The 25,262-nt window shown below is 55.5% G+C and carries 25 protein-coding genes; 14 read left to right on the top strand and 11 right to left on the bottom strand.

All coding sequences use genetic code 11. From position 1 onward, the window contains the following. Positions 1–262 precede the first annotated feature (262 nt). From hpsH to VEZ52_RS11635, 8 genes are all read left to right on the top strand, one after another. The gene (gene hpsH, locus VEZ52_RS11670; RefSeq protein ID WP_324836965.1) at positions 263–1,159 is read left to right on the top strand and encodes a (2S)-3-sulfopropanediol dehydratase activating enzyme; all 897 of its coding nucleotides are present in this window, start codon (positions 263–265) and stop codon (positions 1,157–1,159) included. Between the two features lie 560 nt (positions 1,160–1,719). Next, on the top strand, positions 1,720–2,550 hold the full coding sequence (locus VEZ52_RS11665; protein WP_324836964.1) for an amidohydrolase family protein: 831 nt from the start codon (positions 1,720–1,722) through the stop codon (positions 2,548–2,550). Between the two features lie 181 nt (positions 2,551–2,731). Then, positions 2,732–4,111, top strand: coding sequence for an MFS transporter (locus VEZ52_RS11660; RefSeq protein WP_324836963.1), 1,380 nt, complete (start codon positions 2,732–2,734; stop codon positions 4,109–4,111). 104 nt (positions 4,112–4,215) lie between these two features. Further along, complete coding sequence (locus tag VEZ52_RS11655; RefSeq protein ID WP_324836962.1) at positions 4,216–5,613, top strand: sigma-54 interaction domain-containing protein; 1,398 nt, start codon at positions 4,216–4,218, stop codon at positions 5,611–5,613. 113 nt (positions 5,614–5,726) lie between these two features. Further along, a complete protein-coding gene (locus VEZ52_RS11650) occupies positions 5,727–6,662 on the top strand; it encodes a DUF4037 domain-containing protein (protein WP_324836961.1) in 936 nt (311 codons plus the stop codon). An 86-nt stretch (positions 6,663–6,748) separates the two neighbouring features. Beyond that, positions 6,749–7,570 carry a tetratricopeptide repeat protein gene (locus tag VEZ52_RS11645; RefSeq protein WP_324836960.1) on the top strand — a complete coding sequence of 274 codons (822 nt, stop codon included), beginning with the start codon at positions 6,749–6,751 and terminating at the stop codon, positions 7,568–7,570. A gap of 18 nt (positions 7,571–7,588) precedes the next feature. Next, positions 7,589–8,146 (top strand): DUF4125 family protein, encoded by a 558-nt coding sequence (locus VEZ52_RS11640; RefSeq protein WP_324836959.1) that lies wholly within the window; start codon positions 7,589–7,591, stop codon positions 8,144–8,146. A gap of 14 nt (positions 8,147–8,160) precedes the next feature. Further along, positions 8,161–9,015: an NAD(P)-dependent oxidoreductase gene (locus VEZ52_RS11635; RefSeq protein WP_324836958.1), complete on the top strand. Its 855-nt coding sequence runs from the start codon at positions 8,161–8,163 to the stop codon at positions 9,013–9,015. 236 nt (positions 9,016–9,251) lie between these two features. Here VEZ52_RS11635 and VEZ52_RS11630 read toward each other — a convergent pair whose 3' ends face one another. The 3 genes from VEZ52_RS11630 to VEZ52_RS11620 all read right to left on the bottom strand — a co-directional run bounded on the left by VEZ52_RS11630 (position 9,252) and on the right by VEZ52_RS11620 (position 10,761). Next, a complete protein-coding gene (locus VEZ52_RS11630; protein WP_298996946.1) occupies positions 9,252–9,734 on the bottom strand; it encodes a GlcG/HbpS family heme-binding protein in 483 nt (160 codons plus the stop codon). A gap of 237 nt (positions 9,735–9,971) precedes the next feature. Then, positions 9,972–10,448, bottom strand: coding sequence for a GNAT family N-acetyltransferase (locus tag VEZ52_RS11625; protein ID WP_324836957.1), 477 nt, complete (start codon positions 10,446–10,448; stop codon positions 9,972–9,974). A 67-nt stretch (positions 10,449–10,515) separates the two neighbouring features. Next, entirely contained in the window at positions 10,516–10,761 is a 246-nt protein-coding gene (locus VEZ52_RS11620; RefSeq protein WP_324836956.1) for a hypothetical protein, read from the bottom strand. Between the two features lie 1,099 nt (positions 10,762–11,860). On the opposite strand from VEZ52_RS11620, the gene VEZ52_RS11615 reads away from it, so the two are divergent. The 6 genes from VEZ52_RS11615 to VEZ52_RS11590 all read left to right on the top strand — a co-directional run bounded on the left by VEZ52_RS11615 (position 11,861) and on the right by VEZ52_RS11590 (position 16,641). Beyond that, positions 11,861–12,304, top strand: coding sequence for a hypothetical protein (locus tag VEZ52_RS11615; protein WP_324836955.1), 444 nt, complete (start codon positions 11,861–11,863; stop codon positions 12,302–12,304). A 339-nt stretch (positions 12,305–12,643) separates the two neighbouring features. After that, positions 12,644–13,087 (top strand): hypothetical protein, encoded by a 444-nt coding sequence (locus tag VEZ52_RS11610; protein ID WP_324836954.1) that lies wholly within the window; start codon positions 12,644–12,646, stop codon positions 13,085–13,087. A gap of 47 nt (positions 13,088–13,134) precedes the next feature. After that, positions 13,135–13,578, top strand: coding sequence for a hypothetical protein (locus tag VEZ52_RS11605; protein WP_324836953.1), 444 nt, complete (start codon positions 13,135–13,137; stop codon positions 13,576–13,578). 339 nt (positions 13,579–13,917) lie between these two features. Beyond that, entirely contained in the window at positions 13,918–14,361 is a 444-nt protein-coding gene (locus VEZ52_RS11600; protein WP_324836952.1) for a hypothetical protein, read from the top strand. Between the two features lie 343 nt (positions 14,362–14,704). Continuing rightward, positions 14,705–16,048 (top strand): MATE family efflux transporter, encoded by a 1,344-nt coding sequence (locus tag VEZ52_RS11595; protein ID WP_324836951.1) that lies wholly within the window; start codon positions 14,705–14,707, stop codon positions 16,046–16,048. Positions 16,049–16,122: 74 nt separating this feature from the next. Next, entirely contained in the window at positions 16,123–16,641 is a 519-nt protein-coding gene (locus tag VEZ52_RS11590; RefSeq protein WP_324836950.1) for a metal-dependent transcriptional regulator, read from the top strand. A gap of 103 nt (positions 16,642–16,744) precedes the next feature. On the opposite strand, the gene VEZ52_RS11585 is transcribed toward VEZ52_RS11590, so the two are convergent. The 8 genes from VEZ52_RS11585 to hutW all read right to left on the bottom strand — a co-directional run bounded on the left by VEZ52_RS11585 (position 16,745) and on the right by hutW (position 25,073). Beyond that, a complete protein-coding gene (locus VEZ52_RS11585) occupies positions 16,745–17,569 on the bottom strand; it encodes a TonB family protein (RefSeq protein WP_324836949.1) in 825 nt (274 codons plus the stop codon). 73 nt (positions 17,570–17,642) lie between these two features. Beyond that, the gene (locus VEZ52_RS11580) at positions 17,643–18,152 is read right to left on the bottom strand and encodes a flavodoxin family protein (RefSeq protein ID WP_324836947.1); all 510 of its coding nucleotides are present in this window, start codon (positions 18,150–18,152) and stop codon (positions 17,643–17,645) included. Continuing rightward, the gene (hutX, locus tag VEZ52_RS11575) at positions 18,149–18,673 is read right to left on the bottom strand and encodes a heme utilization cystosolic carrier protein HutX (RefSeq protein ID WP_324836946.1); all 525 of its coding nucleotides are present in this window, start codon (positions 18,671–18,673) and stop codon (positions 18,149–18,151) included. Before hutX ends, VEZ52_RS11580 begins: the two co-directional genes overlap by 4 nt. A gap of 11 nt (positions 18,674–18,684) precedes the next feature. Continuing rightward, the gene (locus VEZ52_RS11570) at positions 18,685–20,184 is read right to left on the bottom strand and encodes an ABC transporter ATP-binding protein (protein ID WP_324836945.1); all 1,500 of its coding nucleotides are present in this window, start codon (positions 20,182–20,184) and stop codon (positions 18,685–18,687) included. Next, positions 20,184–20,963, bottom strand: a complete 780-nt coding sequence (locus VEZ52_RS11565) for an energy-coupling factor transporter transmembrane component T (RefSeq protein WP_324836944.1) — start codon at positions 20,961–20,963, stop codon at positions 20,184–20,186. Before VEZ52_RS11565 ends, VEZ52_RS11570 begins: the two co-directional genes overlap by 1 nt. Continuing rightward, entirely contained in the window at positions 20,941–21,486 is a 546-nt protein-coding gene (locus tag VEZ52_RS11560; RefSeq protein ID WP_324836943.1) for an MptD family putative ECF transporter S component, read from the bottom strand. Before VEZ52_RS11560 ends, VEZ52_RS11565 begins: the two co-directional genes overlap by 23 nt. A 76-nt stretch (positions 21,487–21,562) precedes the next feature. Beyond that, complete coding sequence (locus VEZ52_RS11555) at positions 21,563–23,671, bottom strand: TonB-dependent receptor (RefSeq protein ID WP_324836942.1); 2,109 nt, start codon at positions 23,669–23,671, stop codon at positions 21,563–21,565. After that, positions 23,655–25,073 carry a heme anaerobic degradation radical SAM methyltransferase ChuW/HutW gene (hutW, locus tag VEZ52_RS11550; RefSeq protein WP_324836941.1) on the bottom strand — a complete coding sequence of 473 codons (1,419 nt, stop codon included), beginning with the start codon at positions 25,071–25,073 and terminating at the stop codon, positions 23,655–23,657. The genes VEZ52_RS11555 and hutW overlap by 17 nt, the downstream gene beginning before the upstream one ends. Between the last annotated feature and the right edge of the window lie 189 nt (positions 25,074–25,262).

The raw sequence follows: 25,262 nt of genomic DNA, 5'->3' as shown, positions 1-25,262 counted from the left end.
TTCTTGCCGGATACCAAGGGCCCCTCGCAACGATACTCTCCAAAACCCTTAAAAGAACAGACCGTCTGGGGAGGGGGCAGCCCCCTCCCGCAAATTTTCAGCGCGGAAATCAGCCGTTTAACAGAGCGCAAGCCCGCCATCTGTTCCTGATTTCTGACCGCGTTGACCGTGCCAACGCTCCGGGGGGAGGGGAGCAATCCCTTCCCCCTTTGAATTTCCTCCAACGGCGCGCCAGGGCTGGCCGCACACCAAGGATGACCCCATGACTGACGCACAAGCACAAGGTGTTGTTTTTAATATACAGAAGTTCAGCGTGCACGATGGCGAAGGTATCCGCACCCTGGTTTTCCTCAAGGGTTGCCCTCTGCGTTGCCGCTGGTGCAGCAACCCCGAATCGCAGAATCTTCATCCCGAGCATGCCTTCAATCCCTCGCGCTGTCTTACTGCCCAGGTTTGCGGGCGTTGCCTCAACTCCTGTACATCTGGCGCGCTCAGCCTTGTGGATGGCCTGATCGTGCACGACCGCAGCAAGTGCAGCGAATGTTTTGCCTGTGTTCAGGCCTGCCCCTCAGGCGCGCAGAGCGTATACGGCGAGACCATGTCTGTGCGGCAGGTACTTGATAAAGTTGAAGAAGACGGCGTGTTTTATCACCGCTCCGGCGGCGGCATGACCCTCTCTGGCGGCGAAGCCCTCATGCAGCACGAATTTGCCAATGCCCTGCTGCGCGAGGCCCGCAAGCACCACATCAATACCACCATCGAAACCTGCGGCTGCTATCCCTACGAGCATCTGCATGAGGCTTGCAAGCACCTGAACAAGCTGATTTTTGATATAAAGAGCCTTGATCCTGTGCAGCACAAAAAACATACGGGCGTGGATAATATGCTGATTTTGCGCAATTTTGCACGAGTCTGCGAGGATTTTCCCCAATTGCCCATACTTGCGCGCACCCCGGTGGTACCCGGATTCAATGACACAGAGGACGATATCCTTGCTATCCGCGAGTCGATCCCCCGGCGGCCCAATATCCAGTACGAGCTGTTGGGCTACCACCGCATGGGGCAACCCAAGTATGGCTACCTTGGCCGCCAGTATGAACTGGAAGGCGCAAAGCTTGATGAAGAAAAGATGGAGCGCTTGAGAAAGATTGCTTCTTAGTGCTGAATTTATTGTGTTTTTATGGAATCACGCGCCAGGGCTGCAAGGCTCTGGCGCTCTGTTTTTAGGTGAATATTTGTGGTTGTGTAAAAATGCACAGCCAGCTATTGCGTGTGTGTTTTTTTGCACAGGTTGGCGATTTAATCTTTAGATAACATGCTTATTTGTAATGATAAAATATTGTTTTTTGGCTTGTTGCAATTTTGCAACAAGTGGATATGCGTGAGAGGCTTTGATAAACAATTCCTATTCCTGATTAAAATATATAATTATTTAAGTGTGTTATAAAATTATTTACGTCTCTTTTTGCCATTTGCAATCAAGGTGAGGGCAGTGTGCAGCTCTATTTGTGAGAGCAGTCAACAGGCACAGGTTGTCAGAAATATATTTTCCCGCAGTATTTTTTATAAAACATTGATATTATACATATTTTTTAATAATATCAATTGTTAACACTATTAGCTCCCCTGTTTTTGCACTCAATTTCACAATAGGCACGCTTCTTGCCTTTAGGGATGCATAGCCGCGAGGCACAATTTTTATTCCTAAAGGAATGTTTCATGAACATCATTGATTTCCGTTTTCGCCCCAGCACCCCTGACGCCGTTAAGGGAATGCTTTCCAACAAAGTGTTCGGCGGTATGTTTGAACTTTTCAAATACGCTGACCGGGCCAAGCCAGAGCCCATTGAAAAGATCGTTGCCGACATGGAAAAGCAGGGCGTGGTCAAAGGGGTTGTGACAGGGCGTGACGCTGAAACCACCTATGGTCTTGGATCTGCCAATCCCGGCATTCTTGAGCTCATGCGCCAGTACCCGGACAAGTTCATCGGTTTTGCTGGCCTTGATCCCCACAAGGGCATGGACGCCACAGCCGAGCTTACAAACATGGTGAACAAAGGCATGCGTGGCGCGGCCATTGACCCGTACCTTGCGCGCATCCCTGCCAGCCATGCCAAGTATTATCCCATCTACGCCAAATGCTGCGAACTTGACGTGCCCATCGTCATCACAACCGGCCCCGCCACACGGGTGGACGGCGCTGTGATGGACGATGCCCACCCCCGGCATATCGACCGCATCGCCGCCGATTTTCCCAAGCTCAAGATTGTTATCAGCCACGGCTGCTACCCCTGGGTGAGCGAGGTCATCATGACCGTGCACCGCAACCGCAACGTGTACATCGACCTTGCGGAATACGAGGAACAGCCTTTCTCCGAGGGTTACATCAAGGCCGCCAATACTCTCATCGGCGACAAGGTGCTCTTTGCCAGCGCCGCGCCCTTTATGGATTTTCAGGAGCAGATCGAGCTGTACAAGCGGCTCCCCTTTACGCCGGAAACGCTTGAAAACGTCATGTACAACAACGCGGCGCGACTGCTCAATCTTTAATGACTGCAGGCGCAAGCCGTGAGGCTGCGCATCTGCCCAGCGAGCTTTGACCGGGAGCGGAATCGGTTTCGTGTCCAGGTAATGAATATACGAAGTGGCTCAGGGAATGTTCCCCCCGGGCGCTAGCGCTTTGGCGCAAAGGCCAGTATGAACATCCAGGCAAAAGGATCAAAGGAAAACCATGCATAGCGAACAAATGACTCACGACCAGAAGAAGAATCTGCGCCGCGTTGTGGCTTCGTCCATCATCGGCGCCGTCATCGAATGGTACGACTTCTTCCTGTACGGCGTTGTGGCCGGGCTTTTCTTCAACAAGCTGTACTTCCCCGATTTTGACGCGCGTATAGGCACTATGCTTGCTTTTGCCACATTTGCGGTCGGCTTTGTGGCGCGGCCTTTGGGCGGCGTGATTTTTGGTCACTTCGGCGACAAGCTTGGCCGTAAAAAAATGCTCATCCTGACCCTGGAAATCATGGGTATCGCCACGGTCTGCATCGGCCTTATCCCCACCTACCACACCATTGGCATCTGGGCGCCTATCCTGCTGATCGTCTGCCGTCTTGCCCAGGGCATTGGCCTTGGCGGCGAGTGGGGCGGCGCGGTGCTCATGTCTTACGAATCCGCACCGGCAGACAAGCGCGCCTTTTACGCCAGCTTGCCGCAGATCGGCATGTCGCTTGGCCTGCTGCTTGCCTCGGGCATCGTGGGCTTTTTCTCCGTTACCCTTTCTGACGAAGCCTTCCTTAACTGGGGCTGGCGCGTGGCCTTCCTGCTTTCTGCCGTGCTGCTTGCCGTTGGCGGCTACATGCGCAGCACCGTTCAGGAAACCAAGGACTTTTCTGAAGCCAAGGAGAAGATGCCTGAAGCCAAGTATCCCCTGCTGGATGCCTTCAAGCGTTATCCCAAGATGATGCTGGCCTGCATGGGCGCACGCTTCATCGACGGCGTGTCCTTCAACGTCTTTGGCGTGTATTCGCTCACCTATCTTACCCAGCAGCACGGCATTAGCCGCTCCGCAGCCCTGACCGCCGTGATGATTTCCTCCCTCGTCATGTCCTGCTTCATCCCCTTCTGGGGCCATATGGCCGACAAGCACGGCAAGGCCAAAATTTACGGCGTGTGCGCTGTGCTGCTTGGCATTTCCAGCTTCCCGGCCTTCTGGGTGCTGCATAATTTCTCCGGCAACTACCTGTTCGTCGTGCTCTCCTTGGCGCTGCCCTTCGGCATCCTGCACGCCGCCGTGTTCGGCACCATGTCCAGCGTGTTTTCTGAAAGCTTCGACGCCTCGGTGCGTTACTCCGGCATCTCCTTTGTTTATCAGTTCACCGCCATCTTCGCCTCCGGTATGACCCCCATGGTTGCCACCATGCTCACCGGCATGGCCGACGGCGCGCCCTGGTACCTCTGCGGTTATCTGGCCGGCATCGGCGTGCTCAGCGCGCTTTCCACCCTGTGGCTCAGCCGCATGGCCCGCGCCCGCCGCAATGCCCAGGCCAGCAATACTGTTACCCAAACCCCTAAGACCGCAATGGTAGAAGCCACCAGCGCCGAAGGGTTCTAACAATGGAACACGCTGTCGGCTTTTGCCGGACGGCAGCGCCTTTCATTTGCTCCCATGCCCCTAAACCGGGCGTGGGAGCATACTTGCGCCCTGGGAGATAATGCATGTACAATCCCCACATGCTAGCAGACTATGTAGAACAACTTTGCGATACCTTCCGGGACGCCATCTGCGTTACTGACCGGGAGGGCATCGTTACGCTCGTGAACAAGCGCCATGCGGAACTGACCGGTATTTCCCGTGAAAAGATGATGGGGAGCCGCATTCAGGACATGGTGCAGAACGGCATTTTTGACGTTGTGCTTAATCCGCGCATTGTGGAAACAGGGCAAAAGGTCTCAAGTGTACAGAATCTCTACAACGGGCGCACCCTGCTGCTTGACGGGCATCCTGTAAAGGACGCCTCGGGCAATGTCGCCTACGTGGTGACGGTTATCCGCGACATCACGGCCCTGACCGAACTGCGCGAGGAAATCACCGCGCAGCGCGAACTGCTTGAAACTTTTCAGAATCTCAGCAGTGAAGGCGCCACGGGCAACCAGTACCCGCGCGTGGTGCAAAGCCCTGTCATGCAGCGTCTGTACGCCGAAGCCTCCGCCATTGCGGAAACGGACGCAACCGTGTTGCTGCTGGGTGAAACCGGCGTGGGCAAGGACGTTGTGGCCCGGCATATCCACCGCAACAGCCTGCGGGCCGATGCCCCTTTTATCAAGGTGGACTGCGGCAGCATCCCTGAAAACCTGATCGAAACGGAACTGTTCGGCTATGTTCCCGGCAGTTTTTCCGGCGCAAGCAAGCACGGCAAGGCCGGGCTTGTGGAGGCGGCCTCGGGCGGCACGCTCTTTCTTGATGAAATCGGCGAGCTGCCCATGACCATGCAGTCGCGCCTGCTGCGAGTGCTGCAGGACTGGGAAGTGCTGCGCGTGGGCGCCACAGTGCCCAAAAAGGTGGATGTGCGCGTTGTGGCCGCCACCAACAAGGAACTGGAGCGCGAGGTAGCCAAAGGCACGTTCCGCTCGGACCTTTATTACCGACTCAAGGTGGCGGTGCTGAACATCCCGCCCCTGCGCTCGCGCCGTGTGGACATTTTGCCGCTGGCGCAGAGCTTTTTTACTTTTTACGGCAAGAAGTACCGCAAGGCCGTGAACCTCTCTGACGAGGCCAAGCAGGTGCTGCAAAACCACACATGGCCGGGCAATGTGCGCGAACTGGAAAACCTCGTGCAGGGGCTGGTGGTAACGTGCAAGCACGGGCTTGTGGGCGTGCGCGATCTGGCGGGCATCCGCCCCTTGCCGCCGTGCGAATCCGGCGAAGGGCATTACGCCTTGCCCTCCATTGAAGGCCGCTCGCTCAAAAGCATCATGAAGGAAGTGGAAACTGCGGTCATTGAAAAAGGCATGCAGCGCTATGGCTCCATCAGCGAGCTTTCGCGTCAGTTCCAGATGGACCGCAGCACCATCTTTCGCAAAGTTAAGGAAATTGAAGCCATCAAGCATGGTTAGCGGCCGCGCCTGCCAGATCAATACATCTGGCGGCATGGTTTGCCGCAGGTTTTCGCAGTGGTGGCTGTTGCAATCTGCGCCATTGCAGCGCGACTGAATATTCTGGAGTATGCATGAAGGGTCTGAACCTTGCGCGTGAATTTTATGCGGCCTGCCTTCCCGCCTTGCGGGCGGAGATTCCCGACATTATGGACGTGGCCGCCGCTGGTCTGGTGGGGGAAGGCTCGGAATGCTTTGGCTGCGACGATGCGGAATCCCAGGATCACGATTTTGGCCCGGCCTTTTGCCTCTGGCTGCCGCGCCAGGTTCTGCGAGCAGAACTGCCGCGCATAGAGGCTGCCTTTGCCTGCTTGCCCCGCGAGTTTCAGGGCTTTGCAAGCAGGCTTGCGCCTGAACGCAGGCAGGGCAGGGTGGGGCCGCTGCCCATCGAAGATTTTTACGCCTTTTTTACCGGGCTGGATGATGTGCCCGCCACCTGGCAGCAGTGGCTTGCCATCCCCGAACATCAGCTTGCAGCCTGCACCAACGGTCAGGTGTTTGAAGACCGGGGCGGTGAATTTACACGGCGGCGCGAGGCCCTGCTGGCGTGTTATCCGCGTGATGTGCTGCTCAAAAAGATTGCGGCCCGCTGCATGATCATGGCTCAGGCCGGGCAATACAATCTGCCCCGCAGCCTCAAGCGTAATGATTCTGTGGCGGCCATGCTGGCAACGGCGCGCTTTGCCGAGGCGGCGCTTTCCTTCGTCTTTTTGTGCAACCGCCGTTACATGCCCTTTTACAAATGGGCGGGAAAGCTGGCCGCAACCTTGCCCGTGCTCGGCCCGCAACTGGCGCGGGCGTTGAGCCTTGTGGCGCAGACCCCGGCCAATCAGGAGCACGGAGCGCAGATTGTTGCGGCGGTGGAAGAATTTTGCGGCATGGCGGCGGCGCATCTGCGCGCTGTGGATTTGAGCCGCGCATCCGGCAACTGGCTCTGGGAGCATGGCCCGCAGATTCTGCGGCATGTGGAAGAGCCAGCCCTGCTGCATATGGATATGCTGCAAGGCTGATCCTGCCCCATGCCTTTTTGCCCTCTGGCTATGTTAGGATGCCTTTTTTACTCTGATTGAGTGATCTATTCCACGAGGAGTTGCCGATGGCCGCACAACGCCAATGGCTTGATGAACTGCGCCCCGCCCTTGATCTGATGAAGCAGGGCCAGCCGCAAAAGTGCATCGAAGCGCTTGAAGCGCTTGTTGCGCGCTATCCCGGCGATGACCTCTGCCGCGCGCTGGCTCTGGACGGCATGGGCCGCGCCAATTTTACCCTGCAACGCCCGGATGCCGCCGTTTTGGCTCTGCAGGAAAGCCTTGCCCTGCTGCGCGCCACCATGGGCCCCACTGCGCCCATGACCCTCGGGGCCATGCAGAACCTTGCCCATGCACTGCTTGGGCTTGAAAAGGTTGAAGAAAGCCTTGATCTTGGGCGCGAAGCCCTGCGCCTTACCATTGAGGCCTGTGGGTCGGATTCCCCACAGGTGGCGGAAGCGCAGTTGCGTCTTTCTTCCGCCTATTATCGCAAGCGCGATTTTGACCGGGCGGAATCCCTCATGCTCAGCGCCAAGGAAATATGGGAAAAGCAGGGCTTTTGCGTGCCGCAACTGGGCGTTTGCCTCAATAACCTTGGGCGCATCTGCGAAGAACGCGGCCAACTCGCCGAGGGCATCGCCCTGCACCGTCAGGCCGTGGCTTTGCGGCGGGAACTGCTGGGCGAGCACGAGGAAACAGCCTTTTCTCTGGGCAATCTTGGCGTGGCGCTGGCTTCTGCCGGGCAATGGGACGAGGCCGCCGCGACCTTGCAGGACTCCGTGAGCATGTATGACCGCCTTGGTCTTGGTATGGGCGCAGAAGCGCAGGGCTACAAAAAAAATCTTGAGATCTGCCATCAGGCCAGAGCGGCTGCGGCCCCCACGGTCTGAGCAGAAGGAGTCTAGGCTATGCAGGAAAATTTTGATCGGGAAGCAGCGCTTGCCGAGATCATTGAGCGCGAGCTTGCCATGTTTCTGGCCACCAACAACGAGGGCGGCGTTTCAGAATGCCAGACCCGGCCAGACACCTTTCGCGCCATGCGTAAAATGGCCCATTCCGCGCACGAAGACGCCGTGCTGGACTCGTACCTTGCCGATTTGCGGCAGGCGGAAGTGAACAGCCGCAATCTTATGGTTGAAAAATACGCCCGCATGGACGACCGACTGCCGCCCCTGAGCACAAGCCCGCTGCTGGATGAAATCGCCGATGCCGAAGAGGTTTTTCTGCATGAGGCGCAGGCGCGCTATCCGCACGTCATAAAAAGCAATGGTCAGGGAATGTTTCGCCGTTACCTGCGCTGCGAGCTTGAAACGCTTTCGGACAGAACGCTGGAACTCTACGCCGCGCAGGTGCGCCGGGCACAACAGCAGGGCCGCAACCTTGTGGTGGAGAGGCATGATTTTTTGATGCGCCTGCTGGGCAAGGGCGGCATTGACGCTTGCGAAGCCGCAGCGCAGGGTAAATAGCGGGGGCACGAGATATGGAATTTGGTTTTATCGGCGTAGGCGCGATGGGCGGGCCGCTGGCGCGCAATCTTATCCGCGCGGGCAAGACCGTGCACGTGTACAACCGCAGCGCCGAAGGGAGGGATAAAACCCTTGCCGCCGGAACGAGCGGAGTACCCGCCATGAGCATGGCGGACATGGCCTCCTGCAAGGTGGTTTTCACATGTCTGGCCCTGCCGGAACATCTGACGGAAAAAGCGCTCGGTTCGGATGGCCTGTACGCGCACATGCAGCCCGGTTCCGTGCATGTGGAACTCTCGACAATCGATTCCCAGACAGCCGTAGCCCTTGCCGAGGCCGCAGACAGGCAGGGCATTGCCTACATTCAATGCACCCTTGGCAAAACGCCTGCCCATGCGGAACGCGGCGAAGCTCCGCTCTTTGTGGGTGGCGACCAGCAGGCCATTGCCGGGCTGGCCGAAGTCTGGCCCGTTCTTGGCGTGTTCAACAATGTGGGCACGGTGGAAGCTGCCTGCGCGGTCAAGCTGGTCAGCAATCTTGTGGGTATGGCAAATCTTGCTGTTTTGAGCGAGGGGCTGCGCATAGGCGAGGCCGCAGGTGTGGAAAAAAATCTACTGCTGCAACTGCTTGGAGAAACTGGCGCGCACAGTTTTCAGCTTGATGCCAGGGGAAAATCCATGGCCCAAGGGGAGTATGATCCCCCAAGGTTCGCGCTGGATCTCGCCCTCAAGGATCTGCGCCTTGGCTGCGGCATGGCCCATGGCATGAATGTGGATGTGCCCCTGCTGGATCTGGTTTTTGCCCGCTTTGGGCGTGGCGCGGCTGCGGGGTTGGGCAAGAAGGACTGCGCGGCGGTGCACGAAGTTTAGGGGCTGACTCTTCATCATTCTCTTGTCGGGCTGGCAAGTATTTTCAGCTCGCACAAACGCGCTGGCAAACAGCGAGACGTACAATAGTAAAACCCCCATCAGGCGGGCAGAGTATACCGGAAGGAGTACCTGTTTTTGCCTGATGGGGGTTGTTTTTTTGGGGGGGGCCGTGCAGGGGTTCTGTGCGGCAACCTCCTGAATATTCAGGTTATAGGGCGTGTTGCCTCTGTGTTGGCTTACTTGAGCGCTGCTGCGCCAGCCTTGGAAACGGCGGTGTCTTCAGCCACGCTGCCGCCGCTCACGCCGATGGCCCCAACAATGACGCCGTTGCGGATCAGCAATTCGCCGCCGCCAAAGATCACAAGACCCCTGTTGGTGACTTCAATGCCATAAAGTTCCTTGCCCGGCTGGGAGGCAGCGCCAAGCTGGGCGGTGGACATGTTGAAATAGCGGGCCGTTATGGCCTTTTTTTGCGAAATATCGATGCTGCCAATAAAGGCTCCGTCCTCACGGACAAAGGCTTTGAGGTTGCCCCCGGCATCGACCACGGCAATGTTCATGGGAATGCCCTGTTTTACAGAGAAAGCCAGCGCGGTGTTGAGCACTGTCTGCGCTTCGGCCAGGGTAAGATCGCCAGGAAGCTGTTTGGCGGGTGCCGCAGCGTATGCGTTGAAGGCGACAAGTAAAAGGACAAGAAAAAGAGGCAGGATACGGCGCACGGTGCTACTCCTTAGTTGATGTTAAGGAAACAGAATTTCAACCGTGGGGGGGGGCGAAGCCGTCTTTGCGGATTCAGCTCCTGATGCTTGAGAGTAGACCTTTGTGTAAAAAAGAACAATATCGTTTTTCTGACTAACCGTGCTGCCGGATTGCCTGTCTGTGTTTGTCTTGATAGGGCAGTGCCGCCCGACACACCGAAAGTGCTGCTGTGTTTCTGATTGGAGGTGACGGCGCAGCTATCTGCTCCAGAGAACAAGCTCGCCGTCTTCCACATCTATGGTTTTGCCGCAGGGCGTAAAGCCGTTCTTTTCAAGTACGCACTGCGAGGCCCGGTTGTTAGTGGCTGTTTTGGCAATATAGCGCATTGCGGAATCGTGGGCCTGCGCCTCTGCCAGCATCAATGCAAGTCCGCGTGAGGCAATCCCCATTCCCTGAAATTCTGTTGCTGTGCCATAACCGATCTCAAAAACAGCAGGATCGTTTGTGGCCAGAAACGATGCGGTTCCCAAGGTTTGCCCTGTAGTGGCATCTATAAAAAGCCTCGGCGCGCACCAAAACCATTCAGTTCCCTGTGTATGGGCATCAAGTGCCGCTTGAAGAACAATACGTGGAAGTAGATATTCGGCACAGTCTATCTGCTTTAACGAAATCTTGCCTTCGAGCAGTGAATGAACGTCATGAAGGCAAAGTGACCTTACTATAAATTTTGTCATTGTAATCCTTACTCATTGCGCAGCATGTCAGGACAATGGAGATTGGTTACAAGCGCTCGGCCAGAATCTAGTCCTCATGTTTTTCATTGCTGCCGTGCGTATCACTTACTTCTTCAATGCCGATTTCAGATTTGCCCTTTTTATACTTCTTTAACTCTGCTCTCAAATCTTCAATTTCCAAGTCAAGACAGAGGTTTATTCGCTTTAGTTCAGAAATTGTTTTTAGGTTTAACCTGTACTTGCGGATAAACTGTACGGCGTAAAATCCCAAAACAGCGCCAAAAAGTATTGTTGCAGCTCTTATTATAAGCATATTATCCATCCTGATTTTTTGCTTTTGATATATAATAATTGTTTCTATATCAATGTATGATTCTAGCGCGTTAGTCCGCATTTTTCCCCGCAACATTAAGATTTGCCGACAAAGATTGTCCGCTTCCGTTGCAAGTCAGAATTTCAGAGCAGAAGTCGAAGTCAAAAAAGCAAAAAATTCATTAACATTATGTTATAATTGGATATTTATGCAGTTTGTGTGTGTAAATATCTCTTATGTGATTTTGAATAGTCAATTTTCATTAATTTTTTTATTTGTACTGGTTCGTATTTGGTTTCAACTATCTATAGTAAACCAACCAATCAACTAATATTTATATATAGTTGCATCTATTATCGGGTACTAGTATATCCTCGCGATGCAAAAAATAGCTGCATGCCTCACGGTGATTTTGTTGCTTATGCATAATGTGCATGTTGCCGCGTCCATGCCGCCTTTTTTCCTGATCGCGTTATCAAGTTACACGATCCGCGTCTGCGAAAACTGGATGGTAACCAGCGCCGCAAGATGCTTCTAAACCCGCCCGAAGAGTCGCAAGGCCAATCCAGGCCAGCGCTTAAGGAAACAGGCCCTTGCGCGCCCCATTGAAACAATCAGTGGGGAAGGAGCCGCGTTGCTTCCCTCGTATCTGGGCGGACAATCACGCAGGTTCATGAGGGGCAGTGTTTTACGCTGGGCACCATAATACGGTGCTGCAAGAACTCATCAATGCTATGTCCAGAAAGGCTATGTGCGTTCCTGGGCAGTGTTTGAGCCATAGGATTTTTCTATTCTCCATCAGCAGACTCAATTCGCTGCATGAAGTAGCGACTAGCCCGAGCGGTTTTTTAGCGGATATTTTGGGGCTTGGCAGGTGGCGATAAAAAGAAGGACAAAGCCAAGGGCAGCGGTGGGGCTGTCTGTGCCAGAAAACAAAGAAACAGCATCGTAACAGGTCTGACGAGATATTGGCACCACCCCTGGGGGGGCCAAACCGCCTTGAATGATAGATATGTTTTCATCCCCACCCACAAACAAAAAGTGATGCACTAGAGTTGTCCACAGTATGTTGTTTCAATACTGAAAAGTGAGAATTTCCATGTACAAAAACATTGCACTCCTCTGCCTGTTCACACTGCTCTGTGCCTGTGGCCCTTCGCCATCAAGAAACCAGAGCGGCCTGTTTGGCCGGTATCCTGAAAATTTTGTTGATACGGACGGCTTCACTCTCTGGATGCCAGATAATATGCATGCCCGCCAAGGTATGTACGCATTTGTTGTGCAGAAATATATCAACTACTGCGTAAACGGGGATTATAATGGCGGAAAGTTTGAATCAAAAGAGGTTTATAAAGAACTTCCAGACGGTTCCCGTGTGTATGCTTATTACTACTATTACAATCAAGATGAGTCTATTGGCGTTGATGCCCCTGCGTTCAATCTTTCCCCAATGTATATTAATGTTAAATATTATACTGTAATGAACTTTATAGTTAATAAAGACGGCATAATTACAAATTGTAAATACATGAGATTTAATTAAAAAAGTTGGCCAGGAAATTGTCAACAATTGCCTGCCGAAGCGGATTGCAGCAGTGCAATTTTAGCTGGAGTGCTTTTTTCAATTTTTTGCAGAACTGACTGAGGCTCAGCGGATGTGTGCGCATGGGGTGGGCGCGATGCGTAATGACAGGCAGCAACGACGATCTGCAAAGCTCCAGATGTCAACGGCGGCGGAGCAAACTTTTGTGCGCACGGGCAGGCCTCTTTGCAGTTGTGCAAAACGTGAGCGGGGCAGAGGCATGTTGGTAATAATGGCCCCAAAGCATTGCTCTGAACGGTTTGCCACTTTCAGGCAGTTATCTGATAAATGAGAAATTCCATGTACAAAAATATTGCCCTGTTTTGCCTGTTTGCCCTGCTCTGCGCCTGTGGCCCTCTGCCAGACAGAAGCCAAAGCGGTTTGTTTGGGCGCTATCCGGAAGATTATGCTGATGGAAAAGGCTCCTGGCTTTGGATGCCAAAGAATATGCACGCCCGCCAAGGCATGTATGAATTTGTTGTGCGGAAATATATGAACTATTGTGCCAATGGAGACTATAATGGGGGAAAGTTTAAGTCAGATGAAGTTTATAAAGAGCTTCCTGACGGTGGCCGTGTATATGCATATTACTACTACTACAATCAAGAGGAGAGTGCTGGAATTGATAACCCAACATTCAATACAAAAGCAATTAGATTTAAAGTCGATTATTATACTGTAATGAACTTTATAGTTAATAAGGATGGCATAATAACACGCTGCAAATACTTGCATTTTCATTAAAAGATGCAGCAAGTTATTTGCGAATAATCACCTGAATGAGAACTTCCATGTACAAAAACATTGCACTCTTCTGCTTGTTCACACTGCTCTGTGCCTGTGGCCCATCGCCATCGAGAAACCAGAGCGGCCTTTTTGGCCGGTATCCAGAAAATTATGATAACGGAAAGGGTTTTACGCTTTGGATGCCAAAAAACATGCATGCAGAGCAAGGAATGTATGCTTTTGTCGTGCAAAAACATATGGACCACTGCGCTAATGGCGACTTTGATGGAGGGAAATATAATTCTGACGATGTTTACAAAGAACTCCCTGACGGTGGCCGTGTATATGCATACTACTATTACTACAATCAAGATGAATCTATTGGCGTTGATGCGCCAGCGTTCAATCTTACACCAATGCATATTAATGTTGATTATTATGTTGTTATGAATTTTATAGTTAATAAGGACGGCATAATAACACGCTGCAAATACTTGCATTTTTATTAAAAAATGCAGAAAGTTATTTGCGAATAATCATCTGTTGGAGCGAATAGCATCGGTGAAATTTAAGCTAGCATGCATTCCCGCAATCTTTTTTGCTGGGCAGTCTGAAACGGACCAAATGTGCGCATGGGGTGGGCGCGATGCGTAATGACAGGCAGTAACGACGATTCGCAAAGTCCTAGACGCCAAAGGCTGCGGAGCAGCTTTTGTGCGCGCGGGCAGGCCTCTTTGCAGTTGTGCAAAACGTGAGCGGGGCAGAGGCATGTTGGTAATAATGGCCCCAAAGCATTGCTCTGAACGGTTTGCTACTTTCAGGCAGTTATCTGATAAATGAGAAACTCCATGTACAAAAACATTGCCCTGTTTTGTCTGTTTGCCCTGCTCTGCGCCTGTGGCCCTCTGCCAGACAGAAGCCAAAGTGGTCTGTTTGGGGAGTATCCAGAAAACTATGACAATGGAAAAGGCTTCACGCTCTGGATGCCCAAAAACATGCATGCTCGCCAGGGCATGTACGCATTTGTTGTGCAGAAGTATATAAATTATTGTGTAAGTGGCGACTATAATGGAGGAAAATTTAAGTCAGATGAGGTGTATAAAGAACTTCCTGACGGTGAACGGGTATATGCATATTACTACTACTACAATCAAGATGAGTCTATTGGCGTTGATGCCCCTGCGTTCAATCTTTCCCCAATGTATATTAATGTTGATTATTATACCGTGATGAATTTCATAGTTAATAAAGATGGCATAATAACACAGTGCAAGTACAAAAGATTTCAATAAATAATGGGCAGACAATTCCAGTTTTTGCCTATAGGAACGAATAACAACAATGGAATTTGAGCCAGCGTGCTTTCCCTCAATTATTGGGTTGCATGGTTGTAGGGGCATGTTGCGGCATGGGGCTAGCACGCCGCCGGGGCAATGAGGCGCAGGCGGATGGCAAAAGCCTTGATGAGCTTGGAAATCACGTCGCTGCCAGCACCAATACCATGAGTTTCCCTGTGCTCCCTTGATGGGAAACTCGCTCGTATCCCACACAAATCAACAAGTAGAGGGGCGCACAATTAATTAATCTTGCCTAACTTTATTTGACTATAATAACTTTTTGCGCCACTGTCGGGGCATGTCGCAATCATTGCCCGTCACAACGTGGGAAGTCCTGAAGCTCACCGTTCCTCAGATGGGCCTTATGCTGTGCCATCTGGCGGTTTCCATGACCGATCTTTGGGTATGCGGGCAGATCGACGGCCAAATCCTCGCGGTGCTTGGCGGCATCTCTCAGGTTTTCGCCTTTCTCATGCTTGTCACATCCATGGTTGCCAGCGGATGTATGGCTACTGTCAGCCGCGCTGTGGGGGCTGGGCTTTTTTTGCGTGCTCGGCGATATGCCGGGCTGGTCCTCTGCATATCGCTGCTTGCCGGAAGCAGTGTTGCCGCTCTGGCCCTTATGGTGCTGCGGCTCGTGCCTCTTCATGGTTTGTCTTCTCCGGAGCTTGCCCCTGCCGCCACCCTGTTTGCCCAAGCCTATGCCCTGCAATTGCCGTTTTATTACAGCATGATAATTCTCAATTCCACATTCCGTGCGCACAAAATGGTATGGCTGCCTTTTGCCACGTTGTGTCTGGTGGCGCTGGTCAATTATGTGGGCAGCGTGGGCTACGGGCTGGGCCGCTGGGACCTGCCCCAATTGGGCTATGCAGGGGTGGCGTGGGCAACCGTTGCCTCGTCTGCGCTGGGCTTTGCCTGCAATATTGCTCTGGCGGTGCGGCGGGGAATCATCAGCCGGTCATCCTTTGCAAGCTGGCGGTGGAACAGGGCCGCACTGCCGAGGTTGTGGCGCATTGGCATCCCCGCCGCCTTGGGCAGCCTGGCAGGGCAGAGCGGCAGCATGGCCCTGCTGGCCTGTGTTGCAAACATGCCCGGCAATGCTGCGGAAACACTGGCGGGCATGACGCTCGGCATGCGGATTGTCAGTATGCTGTATTTTCCTGTGGCGGCGATGGGTATGACCCTTGCCATCATGACAGGGCATTTGCTGGGCGCACGGCGCAAGGCTGAATGCTACGACATGGCCCTGCACTATGCCCGGCAGGTGGCTCTGATTGCCATTGTGGCGGCAGCGGCACTGTTTTTGAGCCGACACGCCGTTGCGCGCTGGTTCACCCACGACCAGGCCGCCGTAACGGTGGCGGGGATTTTTCTGCTGGTCGCCTGCGCAAAACTGCCGCTGGAAGTAGTGGGCATGCTGTTGCAGGCAGTGCTGGACGGCGCAGGGGCCACGCGGCTTACCAGCCGCATCACAGCCCTGACCCGCTGGGGCATCTGCGTACCCCTGGCCTATGCCCTGACCTATCTGTTGCATTGTGGGGCCACTGGCATCTTTGTGTCCATGGCCTGCGCCGAAGCAACCGGAACCCTGTGTCTGCTATACCTGTACAGGCAAAAAAAATGGCTTGGTAGCCTGTGATCTCTTTGATATACCCTACAAGTTAACAGCATTCAAAGAATGTTAGACAGAGGTATATCAAGGAGCCGCCCCCAATGCCCGAAGACGAAAAGCAGCTTTCGCCAGCGCTGGAAAATTATCTCGCCATTATTTTCAGGCAGGAATTTGCCGCCGGGGCCTGTAGGCCCAGCGACATTGCCGATGCCGCCGGAGTTGCCCGCCCCTCTGTAACCAACGCCCTGCGCGAGCTGGCAAAGCGCGGCTACGTGACCTACGCCCCATACAGCCTTGTAAATCTGACCGAAAAAGGGCTTCGTGCCGGGCAGGAACTGGCGCACCGCAACATGGTGCTGAAAGACTTTTTTCAGAATGTACTGCAACTTTCAGAGGAAAGAGCCGCAAGCGTGGCCTGTGAGCTGGAGCACGTCATTCCTGAGGATGTGATGCTGCGCTGGCGGCAGTTTGTGCTGTACATGCACCATACACAGAGCGAGTGGGAGCATTGGCAGCAAAAAACCGAAGCCCTGCGCGAAGAGCACGCCACAAAGCAACATGCGGCAAGCCCCAAGGCTCCGCCAGCAATCGTGCATCGCAAAGAGTTTGTAAAAGACTGACCGGCAGCCCAAAATCGGTGCGCCGTACAGGCATCCTGCAAGCGTCTGCAGGGCGGATTTTCGCACCATCAGCGCATGCTGGGGCACTCTCGGTCAACCCGCTCTAGTGGAGCGAGTATTCCACCGGCACCCGCACGCTAAAGCTGCTGCCGCGAACTCCGGTATCCAGACCTGCAAGCCTTGTACCCAACTGCTCCGTAGCCGAATCCAGCACGCCGTGGCCGCTGCCCTTGTGCAGCGAGGAACCAGTGACCTTGCCATCGTTGCCCACCTGCACCAGCAGAATGGCTGTGCCCTCGGCTCCGGTGCGCCGTGCGTGCTTGGGGTAGTTTTTATACTGTTCTATGGCCCCCAGCAATTTGTGCAGCACGCTTGGGCTGGCTGCGCCGCCTGATTCCGCGCCGTTTTTTCCATGCCCTGCGGTTCCCTTGCCGCCTGCAACGCCCCTGGCCTGCGCCTCAGCACCTGCACCGGGGGCAGCCTCTGCGGCGTTTTGCTGCGGCGTCTGCACGGCGGTGGTATGTACAGGTTTGACCGATGCGGCCCGCTGTACATCCCGCTGTATGGCCTGTTGCGGGGGCTTGCTCGTGCTGGTCTTCTTTTTGACTGGCGAAATAATTTTTTCAGACGCCTGCGCCATGGTGTTCACAGGCTGCGGCGGCTGAAGCTGCTTTTCCTGCGGCTTTATCACCTCTTGCGGCGTGATAGCCCTCGCCGGAGCTGCCGCGCCCCCATCCGGCAGGCCCGGGGCCGCAGCGGGGCGAACGCTGGCTGCCATCTGCGCAAGCGACACCTGATAGACCTTTTCCTGCGGCAAGGAGGCCTGCCCACCCAGCAGCAGGGCAAGGGCGATAAGGCCGCCGTGCAACGTCAGCGAAGCCATGGTTGATCCTGAACAACGACCGGGCAAGACTGAGAGTTTTTTCATGATGTTGGCCTCCATGCGGGCAAGGTCGCCTGCGGCAGGGCTTTGCGGCACCGCCGCAGGCGGGCCTGTTCTGTTATACCGTGGCAGCAAGGGCCGTGATGTATTCCCGCGCCTGTCGGCAGTCTTCCTCATCGGGATGCCTGGCGGCTTCTTCAAGGCGGGCGCGGCGTTCGTCCGTCATGGGGTGCGCGTTGTCGGCCATTTTCTGCATCATGGCCACCACCGCCGGGTCAACGCGGCCCTGACACAGGAAGGATCCAAGTACCCTGTTGCCGCGTTGCGGCTCGTTGAGCAGGTCTTCTCCCTTTTTTTTGCAATCTGCGGCGTGTTCCGAGTCCGGCCAGGCCCCAAGGGTGCCGAACAGGGCCACAGTGCTGTTTTCGATGCTCTCAAGATACCGTTTGGCATCGGCATCGGGCATACCTTTGTCCACCCAGTAGCCCACGGCCACAAAGTCATAGCCGCTGGGGTTCGGGGCATCCTTTACAGGGTAAATATCGCAGTTGTGCAGGCCCTCAGCCACGGCACGGGCCACTGTTTCCGTATTGCCAGTGCGGGAGGAGTAGACCACCAGAGTTTTCATTGCACATTCTCCTTGCCCAGCGCCGCGCGCAGCGCCAGAAAGCGTTCTTTGACCGAGGGGATGAGCGCGCGGTTTTCGCGCCCCACATAGATGGAAAACACAACCGCGCCCGCTGCATCAAAAAACTGGATGCTGTGACTTTCCAGCCCCATGAAGGGCAGGGACAAAAAAGCCATGCGGGCAATGTTGCTGCTGCAAATGTGCCCGCCCAGAGGGCAGCCGTGATCAAGGTTGAAATAGCCGCCTCCGTGCTTGCCCGCAGGAATCTGCCCCTTGATCTCCACAACGCTGCCGCCATGGCGCATGATGAACGTGGCGGATTCCCAGGCTGTAATGTCGGCCCATATGGCGTCAAAGTCCGCCGCTGCGGCAAAGGCCCGCATGGGTTGGGGCAGAGCTTCTGCCGCCTGAAGTTCGCTGACGCCGCAGGTCTGCGCCAGCGTGTCCAGCATGACCATTTTTTTCTCGGTCAGCAGGGCCGCTACCTTGTCTGCCAGTGTATTGCCGTTTGCCGTTGTCATGGCAGCTTCCTTTACACCGCCTGAGCGGTGGAGTTTTTGTGTTGGGCGGTGATATCCGTGATCTTGCCGCTCTGCTCGTGGGCGGGAATCTCCGTCTGCGGGGTTTCGATGTGCCGGGGGCTGACCAGCGGCAAGCGCAGCGCCTGCCGCCCCATGCCCGCCAGCAGCTCCAGATCGTGCGTGATGAGCAGCACGCTGCGTTCCTGATGGGCCTGTCGTTCAATGGCGGCTGCAAGCCTGTTCATGTTGGCCCCGTCAAGGCCGCTGGTGGGTTCGTCCAGAATGAGCAGGGAAGGGCGTTTTGCCAGAGCGCAGGCAACGACCAGACGCTGTTTCTCCCCGCCGGAAAGCGACTGAGGATGCCGCCCAGCCAGTTTTAGCAGGCCGAATTCTTCAAGCAGCATGCGCACATGGTCGGGATCTTTTTGCCCTGCCAGTTCCAGACAGGTCTGCACCTCCTGCTCCACGGTGCGCATGTGCAGTTGATGATCGGCATTCTGCAACACCAGGCCGCTATGGCGCATACGCTGTTTTGCATCGCACGGTTGGTCGCGAATGAGGATTTGGCCGTTCTGCTGCTGGTCGAGGCCAGCAAGAATCCGGGCCAAAGTGGTTTTGCCCGCGCCATTGTGCCCGATGATGGCAGTGACGCCGCCGGGCAGGTCAAAATTGACGCCTTCGTAGAGGGGCTTGCGTCCCTTGTGCGCATAGGTGAGGTCGCGGGCCTGTATCAGCCCGTGCGCGCTGGTGCAGCCGGGCAGGGTGCGGCGCGCATCGGGAACGCGGGCCTCGCGCAGGCCGAAGCGCCGCCGCAGTTCCGCATCGTGCAGCATGGCAAAGTCCCCCTCCGCCTCAATGCGCCCCTCGCGCATCACAACAACCCTGTCCACCACATCGGCCAGCCAGTAGAGCCTGTGGTCAACCACCAGAATCGCCATGCCGCGCTCCTTGAGCTGGGCCAGCTTGAGGGCCAGTTCGGCCGTGGATTCCGGATCGAGGTTGGCTGTGGGTTCGTCCAGCACAAGAGCCTGCGGGCGCTGGGTCCACAGGGAGGCAAGGCCGACCTTCTGCTTTTGGCCTTCAGAGAGCTGATGTATGGATGACCGGCAAATTTCCTCCAGGCCAAACTGCCTGACGGCCCCGGCAACGGCATGACGCATGCTTTCAATGCCAAGGCCTTGCCATTCCAGGGCAAACGAGAGTTCGTCTTCAACATTGAGGGCAAAAAACTGCTGCTCTGGATCCTGAAACAGGGTTCCGGCCTGCCGGGCAAGCTGGGGCGGGGTCTGCTCCGTGGTTGGCGAGCCGTTGACCAGCACCCGGCCTTGCAGCGTACCGCTGAAGTAATGGGGGCACAGGCCGTTGAGCAGCCGGATAAGCGTGGATTTGCCGCATCCGCTTGCGCCGGTGCAGAGCACAAGTTCACCCGGCTTTACGCTCAGGCTGAGGTCGCGCACGGCAGGGCTTTGCTGGTGCGGATAGGTGTAGGTGACGTTTTCACAACGCAGCATCAGCGCATTCCTCCAAGGCTGGTTCCGCCCAGATGCATTTGCAGCGCCAGAGCCGCCGCCAGCGCCGCACAGGCCGCAATCAGCAGCAGGGTGTCGCGCAGGGCCCAATGGCAGGTCTTATAGGGGGTCATGGTTTTGCCGTAGCCCAGTCCCTTGAGTTCTGCCGCGATGCCAAGGTCTTCTGATGTGCGCAGCGAGCGGAACAGCAGGGGAGTGAACAGCAAGCGCATGCTCTGCACCGGATGGCGGGTAATACCCCATGGTGAAAGTCTGTAGCCCCGAAGCCGCAGCGATTCCGTGACCTGCTGCACATCGGCCAGAAAGGTGGGGATAAAGCGCACCACAACCGCCGCGGGCAGATAGATGCAGAATGGCAGCCGCATGCCGCGCAAGGCGTTGAGCAGATCCTGCACACGGGTGGAGAGCGCCATGGGCAAAACCACGTGCAGCATGGTGAGCATGCGCAAAAAGGGAACAACAAGCCCTGTAAATCCGGCTTTGTTGAGCGACGGCATGAACTGCCCCATGATCCACATGCAGCCCATTGCCATGCCGCACATGAGGGTAAAGAAAGCATATGCCCAGAGCAGCGCCTTGGGCCTGCGCAGAGAAAGCGCGTAGCACATGGAAAATCCGCAGAGCAGCAACTGCCCCTGAATGTTTGAAACAACCAGGGAGCCGATTGCCGCCACCACGCTCAGGGCCAGCTTTGCGCGCGCGTCCACCTTGGGCAGCCAGCCTGCGGGGTCTGCCGCGTTACTGTCGAACAATGCCCGCATGGCGCAGCTCCTTTACAGCGTTGTACCCGGTAAACAGGCCCGCCGCCGCCCCCAGATAACCCAGTATGACCACCGGCACCGCCGCCATGAGCAGGGAAGGGTTTTCACGCATGAACAACCAGGAAATCCCCAGCGAACAGACCCTGCTCGCAATGTCGAACATGCCCACCGCCAGCACCGGCCCCCATGCCCGGCCGTAACCGCCGCAAAGGGCGACAATGGCCTCGGCCATGAGAGCGCCCAGCAAGATCGCGGGCAGCAGGGTGATGCTGGCCCCCAGCAGCAGGGCGCTCACGAGCATGCTCACCAGAGAGAACAGCAGCAAGGTTCCTGCCTTGCGCACCCTGTAGAGCATTACCACCAGCAGGGTCGTGTAGATCAGGTTTTTCAGCAGCAGCGAAACCGGATTCATGCCACCCCCGGCCAGAGCTACCAGCAGCGTGGAAACCTTGGCCGCAGCTGCAAAAACCCCAATGACAACGAGCTCGTGGGCACTCCAGTATCGATGGACCAGTTCACTCATGATGTAACTCCAATATCTGCCCTTGTATAGAAAATGAATACGAAATTCAATATCAATACAAGGGCAGATACCTGATTTAAAATTCCACACTCACCTTGATGTTGGCGTGAACCCCTGGTTCGTAAATGGCGGCATTGGGTTCAAGACTGTATTTTTGGTTAAAAATGTTAAGCACTTCGCCCACAACCATGTACTGCTTTTCTTTGCCGAATTTTACGCCCAGCATGGCGTTGGCCGTTGTCCACGCATCGTTTTTGTATTCAATACGGCTGGAGCCGCTTTCGGTCTGGGTCTGGCTGGCAAAGCGGGCGTAAACATCGCCGATGATGTCCACGTCGTCGGTGACGGAGTGGAGCGAGCGCACGCCTGCCCGGCCTGTCCATTCCGGCACGCCGGTTTTCCACGTGGTGTAGTCGCCGTTGTCATACTGGCGTTTCATCCATGTGGCGGAAACGTAGGGGGTGAAGCCGAAGGGCAGGTCATAGCTGCCGCTCAGTTCCATGCCGTGGGTTTTGGCCGTGCTGACGTTGCGGTAGCGGTAGGTATTGTTGCCGATCTGTTCGGTGGCAATGTAGTCCGTAGCCACGGTGTAGAAAAGCGACGCATCAAGGGCCAGCCCGTGAGCCGCGTAGCGAGCGCCCACTTCCCAATTGTTGGAGTGCTCGGGTTTGAGCGATGCGTTGGGTTCAACCGTGCCGCCGCCCATGCTGGAGATGATATATTTCTCCTGCAGGTTGGGCACCCTGAACCCCTGCGAAAAACCGGCCCGCAAGGTCATGTCGTCAATGCCCTGCCACATGAGCGAAAGGTTGAATACCGGCTGCGATTCCCATGAGCTGCCCTCGCCGCCAGCACTGGGATTGGAATACGCGGTGGTAGGCGGCCCCATCATCTGGGATGTGGTGGTTTTGTCGCCGCGCGCTGTGTTCATGGTTGAGCGCACCCAGGTTTGGCGCACGCCGTAGTTGAGGGTGAAGTCCCACGGCAGCTTGGTCTCCATGAGGCCGTACACGGCATGCGTGTCCATGTAGCCTTCATACTTGTAGTGCGTGAGGGAATTGATTTTTCTGGTCATGAAGGCGTTTATGGGAATGGACATGTTGGAATAGGTATTGGTGTCGGCATCCAGCCCGTCGCGGTTGAATTCATAGCCGGCAATGAGGTAGTTGCTTTCGCCCAGAGCCCAGTCGCTCTGCATGCTCGCGCCCCATTGCTCGTTGGTGTTGTCCGCGTAGTTGTTCATCAGCACGGAGGTCGTGCCGGACTTGGCCTCCACATGGTTGAGCATCTTTTTGTGGGTGTCTTGCCAAAAGGCGTCCAGCCGGAGCTTGGGCAGGAAGGACGTGAGGTTCCTGGCCTCCATGAAGACGGCGGCTTTTTTGCGCTCCCAGGGGGAGATATCAACGTAGAACGAATTGTCTTCCGTGGTTCCGGCCATGACATCGCTGTAAAACTGCTCGTAGGATCCGCCCATGGTGAATTTGTCGCTGAAGTCGTAGCTCAGGAATGCGGAACCTGACTGCTCCTTGAATTTTGAATGCGGGGCCTCGCCTTCAGGCGTGGAAAGGTTGTGCTGATAGGTGTTGAACCCCGTGGCGCGGTATTTGAACCCCTTGTACGCGCCGTAGATGGACAGGCTCTCGTCAAAGCCCTTGGTCGAGCCGTTGTAGCTGCTGGTTATCTGCCCTTGTATGGGCTTGGTGCCGCCCTTCTTGGTGATGATGTTTACAACGCCACCCAGCGCTTCGGAGCCGTAGAGCACCGAAGCTGGCCCCTTGATGACCTCAATGCGCTCAATGATCGCCGGGTCAACGAGCAGGGGCGTGCCGTCCATGGACTTGTTTTCGGCAATTTTTTGCCCATCGATGAGAATAAGCACGCGGGTGGGGTTTTCACCGCGCAGGGATATGCGCTTCAGCCCCTGCGCGCCCGAATTGACGACCTGCACGCCGGGCACGTCTTCCAGAAGGCCGCCGACAGTTGTCGCTGTTGATTCCTTGATCTGTTCCTTGGTGACAACGCTGACCGACATGGGCACGTCGAGCAGTTCCTTTTCCACTCTTGAGGCAGAAACCTTGACGGTTTCCGTCTCAAGGGTCTGTGCCGTGGCCGGTGCTCCCCAGAGCAGCAGCCCGGCAAGGCCCAAGGGCAGGGCCTGGGCGTTGAGTTTACGCAGCAGCGACATTCTTTTCCTCCAGCATCGCCTTGAGAAAATTGAGTAAAAGTTGTGTGAGGTTTACCTGCCAGAATTGTCCGGCCAGGGTGAGCACCACCCGGCCATCATGCCATTCAAGCAGTTGGGCGCGTTGCCACTGGGCAAGCACTGGCTCCCATATTTGACCAAGAGGCAGGGCAAAACGACGCTCAAGGCCTTTTACATCCATCCAGCCCTGCTCCATACACTCGGCAACCGACCTGTAGAGGAAGTAGTGGCGCTGGGGGCTTTGCACAAAGGCCAAGGGTTTGCGTCCGTCACGAACATCCTGCTGCCATTCTGCGTAGTTGCTGTTATTCATGTAAAAGTGCCCACCCAGATTGCCCCCGGCACCGGGGCCGAAAGCAAGGCAGTTGGCCGAAGCCTTGACGTACAGATTGTAAAGGTTGCGCTCGCGCGAGGTACGCGCCCAATGGCTGAGGGAAAGACGGCGGTAGAAGGCCCCTTCCATTTCTTCCACCGCTGCTGCGTACATGGCCGACTGAAGGGGAATATCCGCCGTGGGGGCGATTTTGCCCTGTTCTATGCCGCGCCCGAGCGGGGTCTGGCGGTATACGTTGAGCTGGTAGCAGTCCGCCCCGTCAAGGTTGAGAGATTGCGCAACGGCAATGTCTTCGCGCCAGAGTTCCAGAGTCTGATTGGGGAAACCGTAAATAAGGTCAACAATGACGGCGGCCTGATCGTAGCTCAAAAGCTGCTCAAGGCCGCGCTCCATGTCTTCGCGCGATCCCAGCCGCCCCATGGACTGCCGGATGGAGGTATGGAAGCTCTGCACGCCCAGCGAAAAGCGGTTTGCGCCGCCTTCAAGGCAGGCTTCCATTTTGCGAGGCCCGAAATTGGTGAGCCTGCCTTCAACCGTGATTTCGCAGTCGTTGGCCAGCGGCAACGCCTCGCGCACTCCTTCAAGAATGCGCTTAAGGTCTTCCGCTTCAAGGGCGGTGGGGGTGCCGCCGCCAAAATACACGGCGTGAACTGGCGTGCTCTGTACGGCCTTGCGCTCTCGCCACATTTGCAGCTCCGCCAGCAGGGCATCGGCATACAGGCGGCTGTCACTTTCGTGATAGGCCTTGTTGTAAAAGCCACAGTACAGGCAGTGCGTCTGGCAAAAGGGCACATGGATGTAGGCCACTGTTTTGCCCTTGAGGGGCGAGGCCAAAAGCAGATCCATATGACTCTGCATGCTTTCCGGCTCAATCATGCTGCCGCCAGTTCCGGGGTGCATGGCGATTTTGGCGTCAAAGGCGTGCGAGAGGGCGCATACGCCTTCTTTGGCAAAAAAAGCGGAGAGGTCTTTGGGCGCGCGCCCTGACGCCGCCGATACCTTGCCCGGATCGGGCATTTCGTAAATTTTCTGGTTAGGCTGGGGCTGCATCTACGTTCCTCGATTGCAAATAAAAGTTAGTCTAAACTAATTCTGTTAACTTCAATTAATTAAATTGAAAAAGAATGTCAATGCCAGTCTGAAAAAAGCTCGACAATTCGCGTCAACGCAGGGATGACAATGAAATAGCGGTGGGGGGAGGTAGCTGGGAGCCAAAGACCGTCAGCGTTGCTGGCTGCA

The organism is Desulfovibrio sp., from assembly GCF_035644575.1.
Lineage (GTDB): Bacteria > Desulfobacterota > Desulfovibrionia > Desulfovibrionales > Desulfovibrionaceae > Desulfovibrio.
Note: the sequence above shows the minus strand (reverse complement) of the source record. Positions and strands in the feature narration are given on the sequence as shown.

What these genes read in the sequence shown, in the direction of transcription:
- hpsH (WP_324836965.1), top strand. Translation starts at nt 263, where the DNA reads ATGACTGACGCACAAGCACAAGGTGTTGTTTTTAATATACAGAAGTTC.
- VEZ52_RS11585 (WP_324836949.1), bottom strand. Translation starts at nt 17,569, where the DNA reads ATGAAAAAACTCTCAGTCTTGCCCGGTCGTTGTTCAGGATCAACCATG.
- VEZ52_RS11565 (WP_324836944.1), bottom strand. Translation starts at nt 20,963, where the DNA reads ATGCGGGCATTGTTCGACAGTAACGCGGCAGACCCCGCAGGCTGGCTG.
- VEZ52_RS11665 (WP_324836964.1), top strand. Translation starts at nt 1,720, where the DNA reads ATGAACATCATTGATTTCCGTTTTCGCCCCAGCACCCCTGACGCCGTT.
- VEZ52_RS11620 (WP_324836956.1), bottom strand. Translation starts at nt 10,761, where the DNA reads ATGCTTATAATAAGAGCTGCAACAATACTTTTTGGCGCTGTTTTGGGA.
- VEZ52_RS11660 (WP_324836963.1), top strand. Translation starts at nt 2,732, where the DNA reads ATGCATAGCGAACAAATGACTCACGACCAGAAGAAGAATCTGCGCCGC.
- hutX (WP_324836946.1), bottom strand. Translation starts at nt 18,673, where the DNA reads ATGACAACGGCAAACGGCAATACACTGGCAGACAAGGTAGCGGCCCTG.
- VEZ52_RS11580 (WP_324836947.1), bottom strand. Translation starts at nt 18,152, where the DNA reads ATGAAAACTCTGGTGGTCTACTCCTCCCGCACTGGCAATACGGAAACA.
- VEZ52_RS11615 (WP_324836955.1), top strand. Translation starts at nt 11,861, where the DNA reads ATGTACAAAAACATTGCACTCCTCTGCCTGTTCACACTGCTCTGTGCC.
- VEZ52_RS11605 (WP_324836953.1), top strand. Translation starts at nt 13,135, where the DNA reads ATGTACAAAAACATTGCACTCTTCTGCTTGTTCACACTGCTCTGTGCC.
- VEZ52_RS11625 (WP_324836957.1), bottom strand. Translation starts at nt 10,448, where the DNA reads ATGACAAAATTTATAGTAAGGTCACTTTGCCTTCATGACGTTCATTCA.
- VEZ52_RS11640 (WP_324836959.1), top strand. Translation starts at nt 7,589, where the DNA reads ATGCAGGAAAATTTTGATCGGGAAGCAGCGCTTGCCGAGATCATTGAG.
- VEZ52_RS11555 (WP_324836942.1), bottom strand. Translation starts at nt 23,671, where the DNA reads ATGTCGCTGCTGCGTAAACTCAACGCCCAGGCCCTGCCCTTGGGCCTT.
- VEZ52_RS11595 (WP_324836951.1), top strand. Translation starts at nt 14,705, where the DNA reads ATGTCGCAATCATTGCCCGTCACAACGTGGGAAGTCCTGAAGCTCACC.
- VEZ52_RS11650 (WP_324836961.1), top strand. Translation starts at nt 5,727, where the DNA reads ATGAAGGGTCTGAACCTTGCGCGTGAATTTTATGCGGCCTGCCTTCCC.
- VEZ52_RS11610 (WP_324836954.1), top strand. Translation starts at nt 12,644, where the DNA reads ATGTACAAAAATATTGCCCTGTTTTGCCTGTTTGCCCTGCTCTGCGCC.
- VEZ52_RS11590 (WP_324836950.1), top strand. Translation starts at nt 16,123, where the DNA reads ATGCCCGAAGACGAAAAGCAGCTTTCGCCAGCGCTGGAAAATTATCTC.
- VEZ52_RS11600 (WP_324836952.1), top strand. Translation starts at nt 13,918, where the DNA reads ATGTACAAAAACATTGCCCTGTTTTGTCTGTTTGCCCTGCTCTGCGCC.
- VEZ52_RS11560 (WP_324836943.1), bottom strand. Translation starts at nt 21,486, where the DNA reads ATGAGTGAACTGGTCCATCGATACTGGAGTGCCCACGAGCTCGTTGTC.
- VEZ52_RS11570 (WP_324836945.1), bottom strand. Translation starts at nt 20,184, where the DNA reads ATGCTGCGTTGTGAAAACGTCACCTACACCTATCCGCACCAGCAAAGC.
- VEZ52_RS11645 (WP_324836960.1), top strand. Translation starts at nt 6,749, where the DNA reads ATGGCCGCACAACGCCAATGGCTTGATGAACTGCGCCCCGCCCTTGAT.
- VEZ52_RS11635 (WP_324836958.1), top strand. Translation starts at nt 8,161, where the DNA reads ATGGAATTTGGTTTTATCGGCGTAGGCGCGATGGGCGGGCCGCTGGCG.
- VEZ52_RS11655 (WP_324836962.1), top strand. Translation starts at nt 4,216, where the DNA reads ATGTACAATCCCCACATGCTAGCAGACTATGTAGAACAACTTTGCGAT.
- hutW (WP_324836941.1), bottom strand. Translation starts at nt 25,073, where the DNA reads ATGCAGCCCCAGCCTAACCAGAAAATTTACGAAATGCCCGATCCGGGC.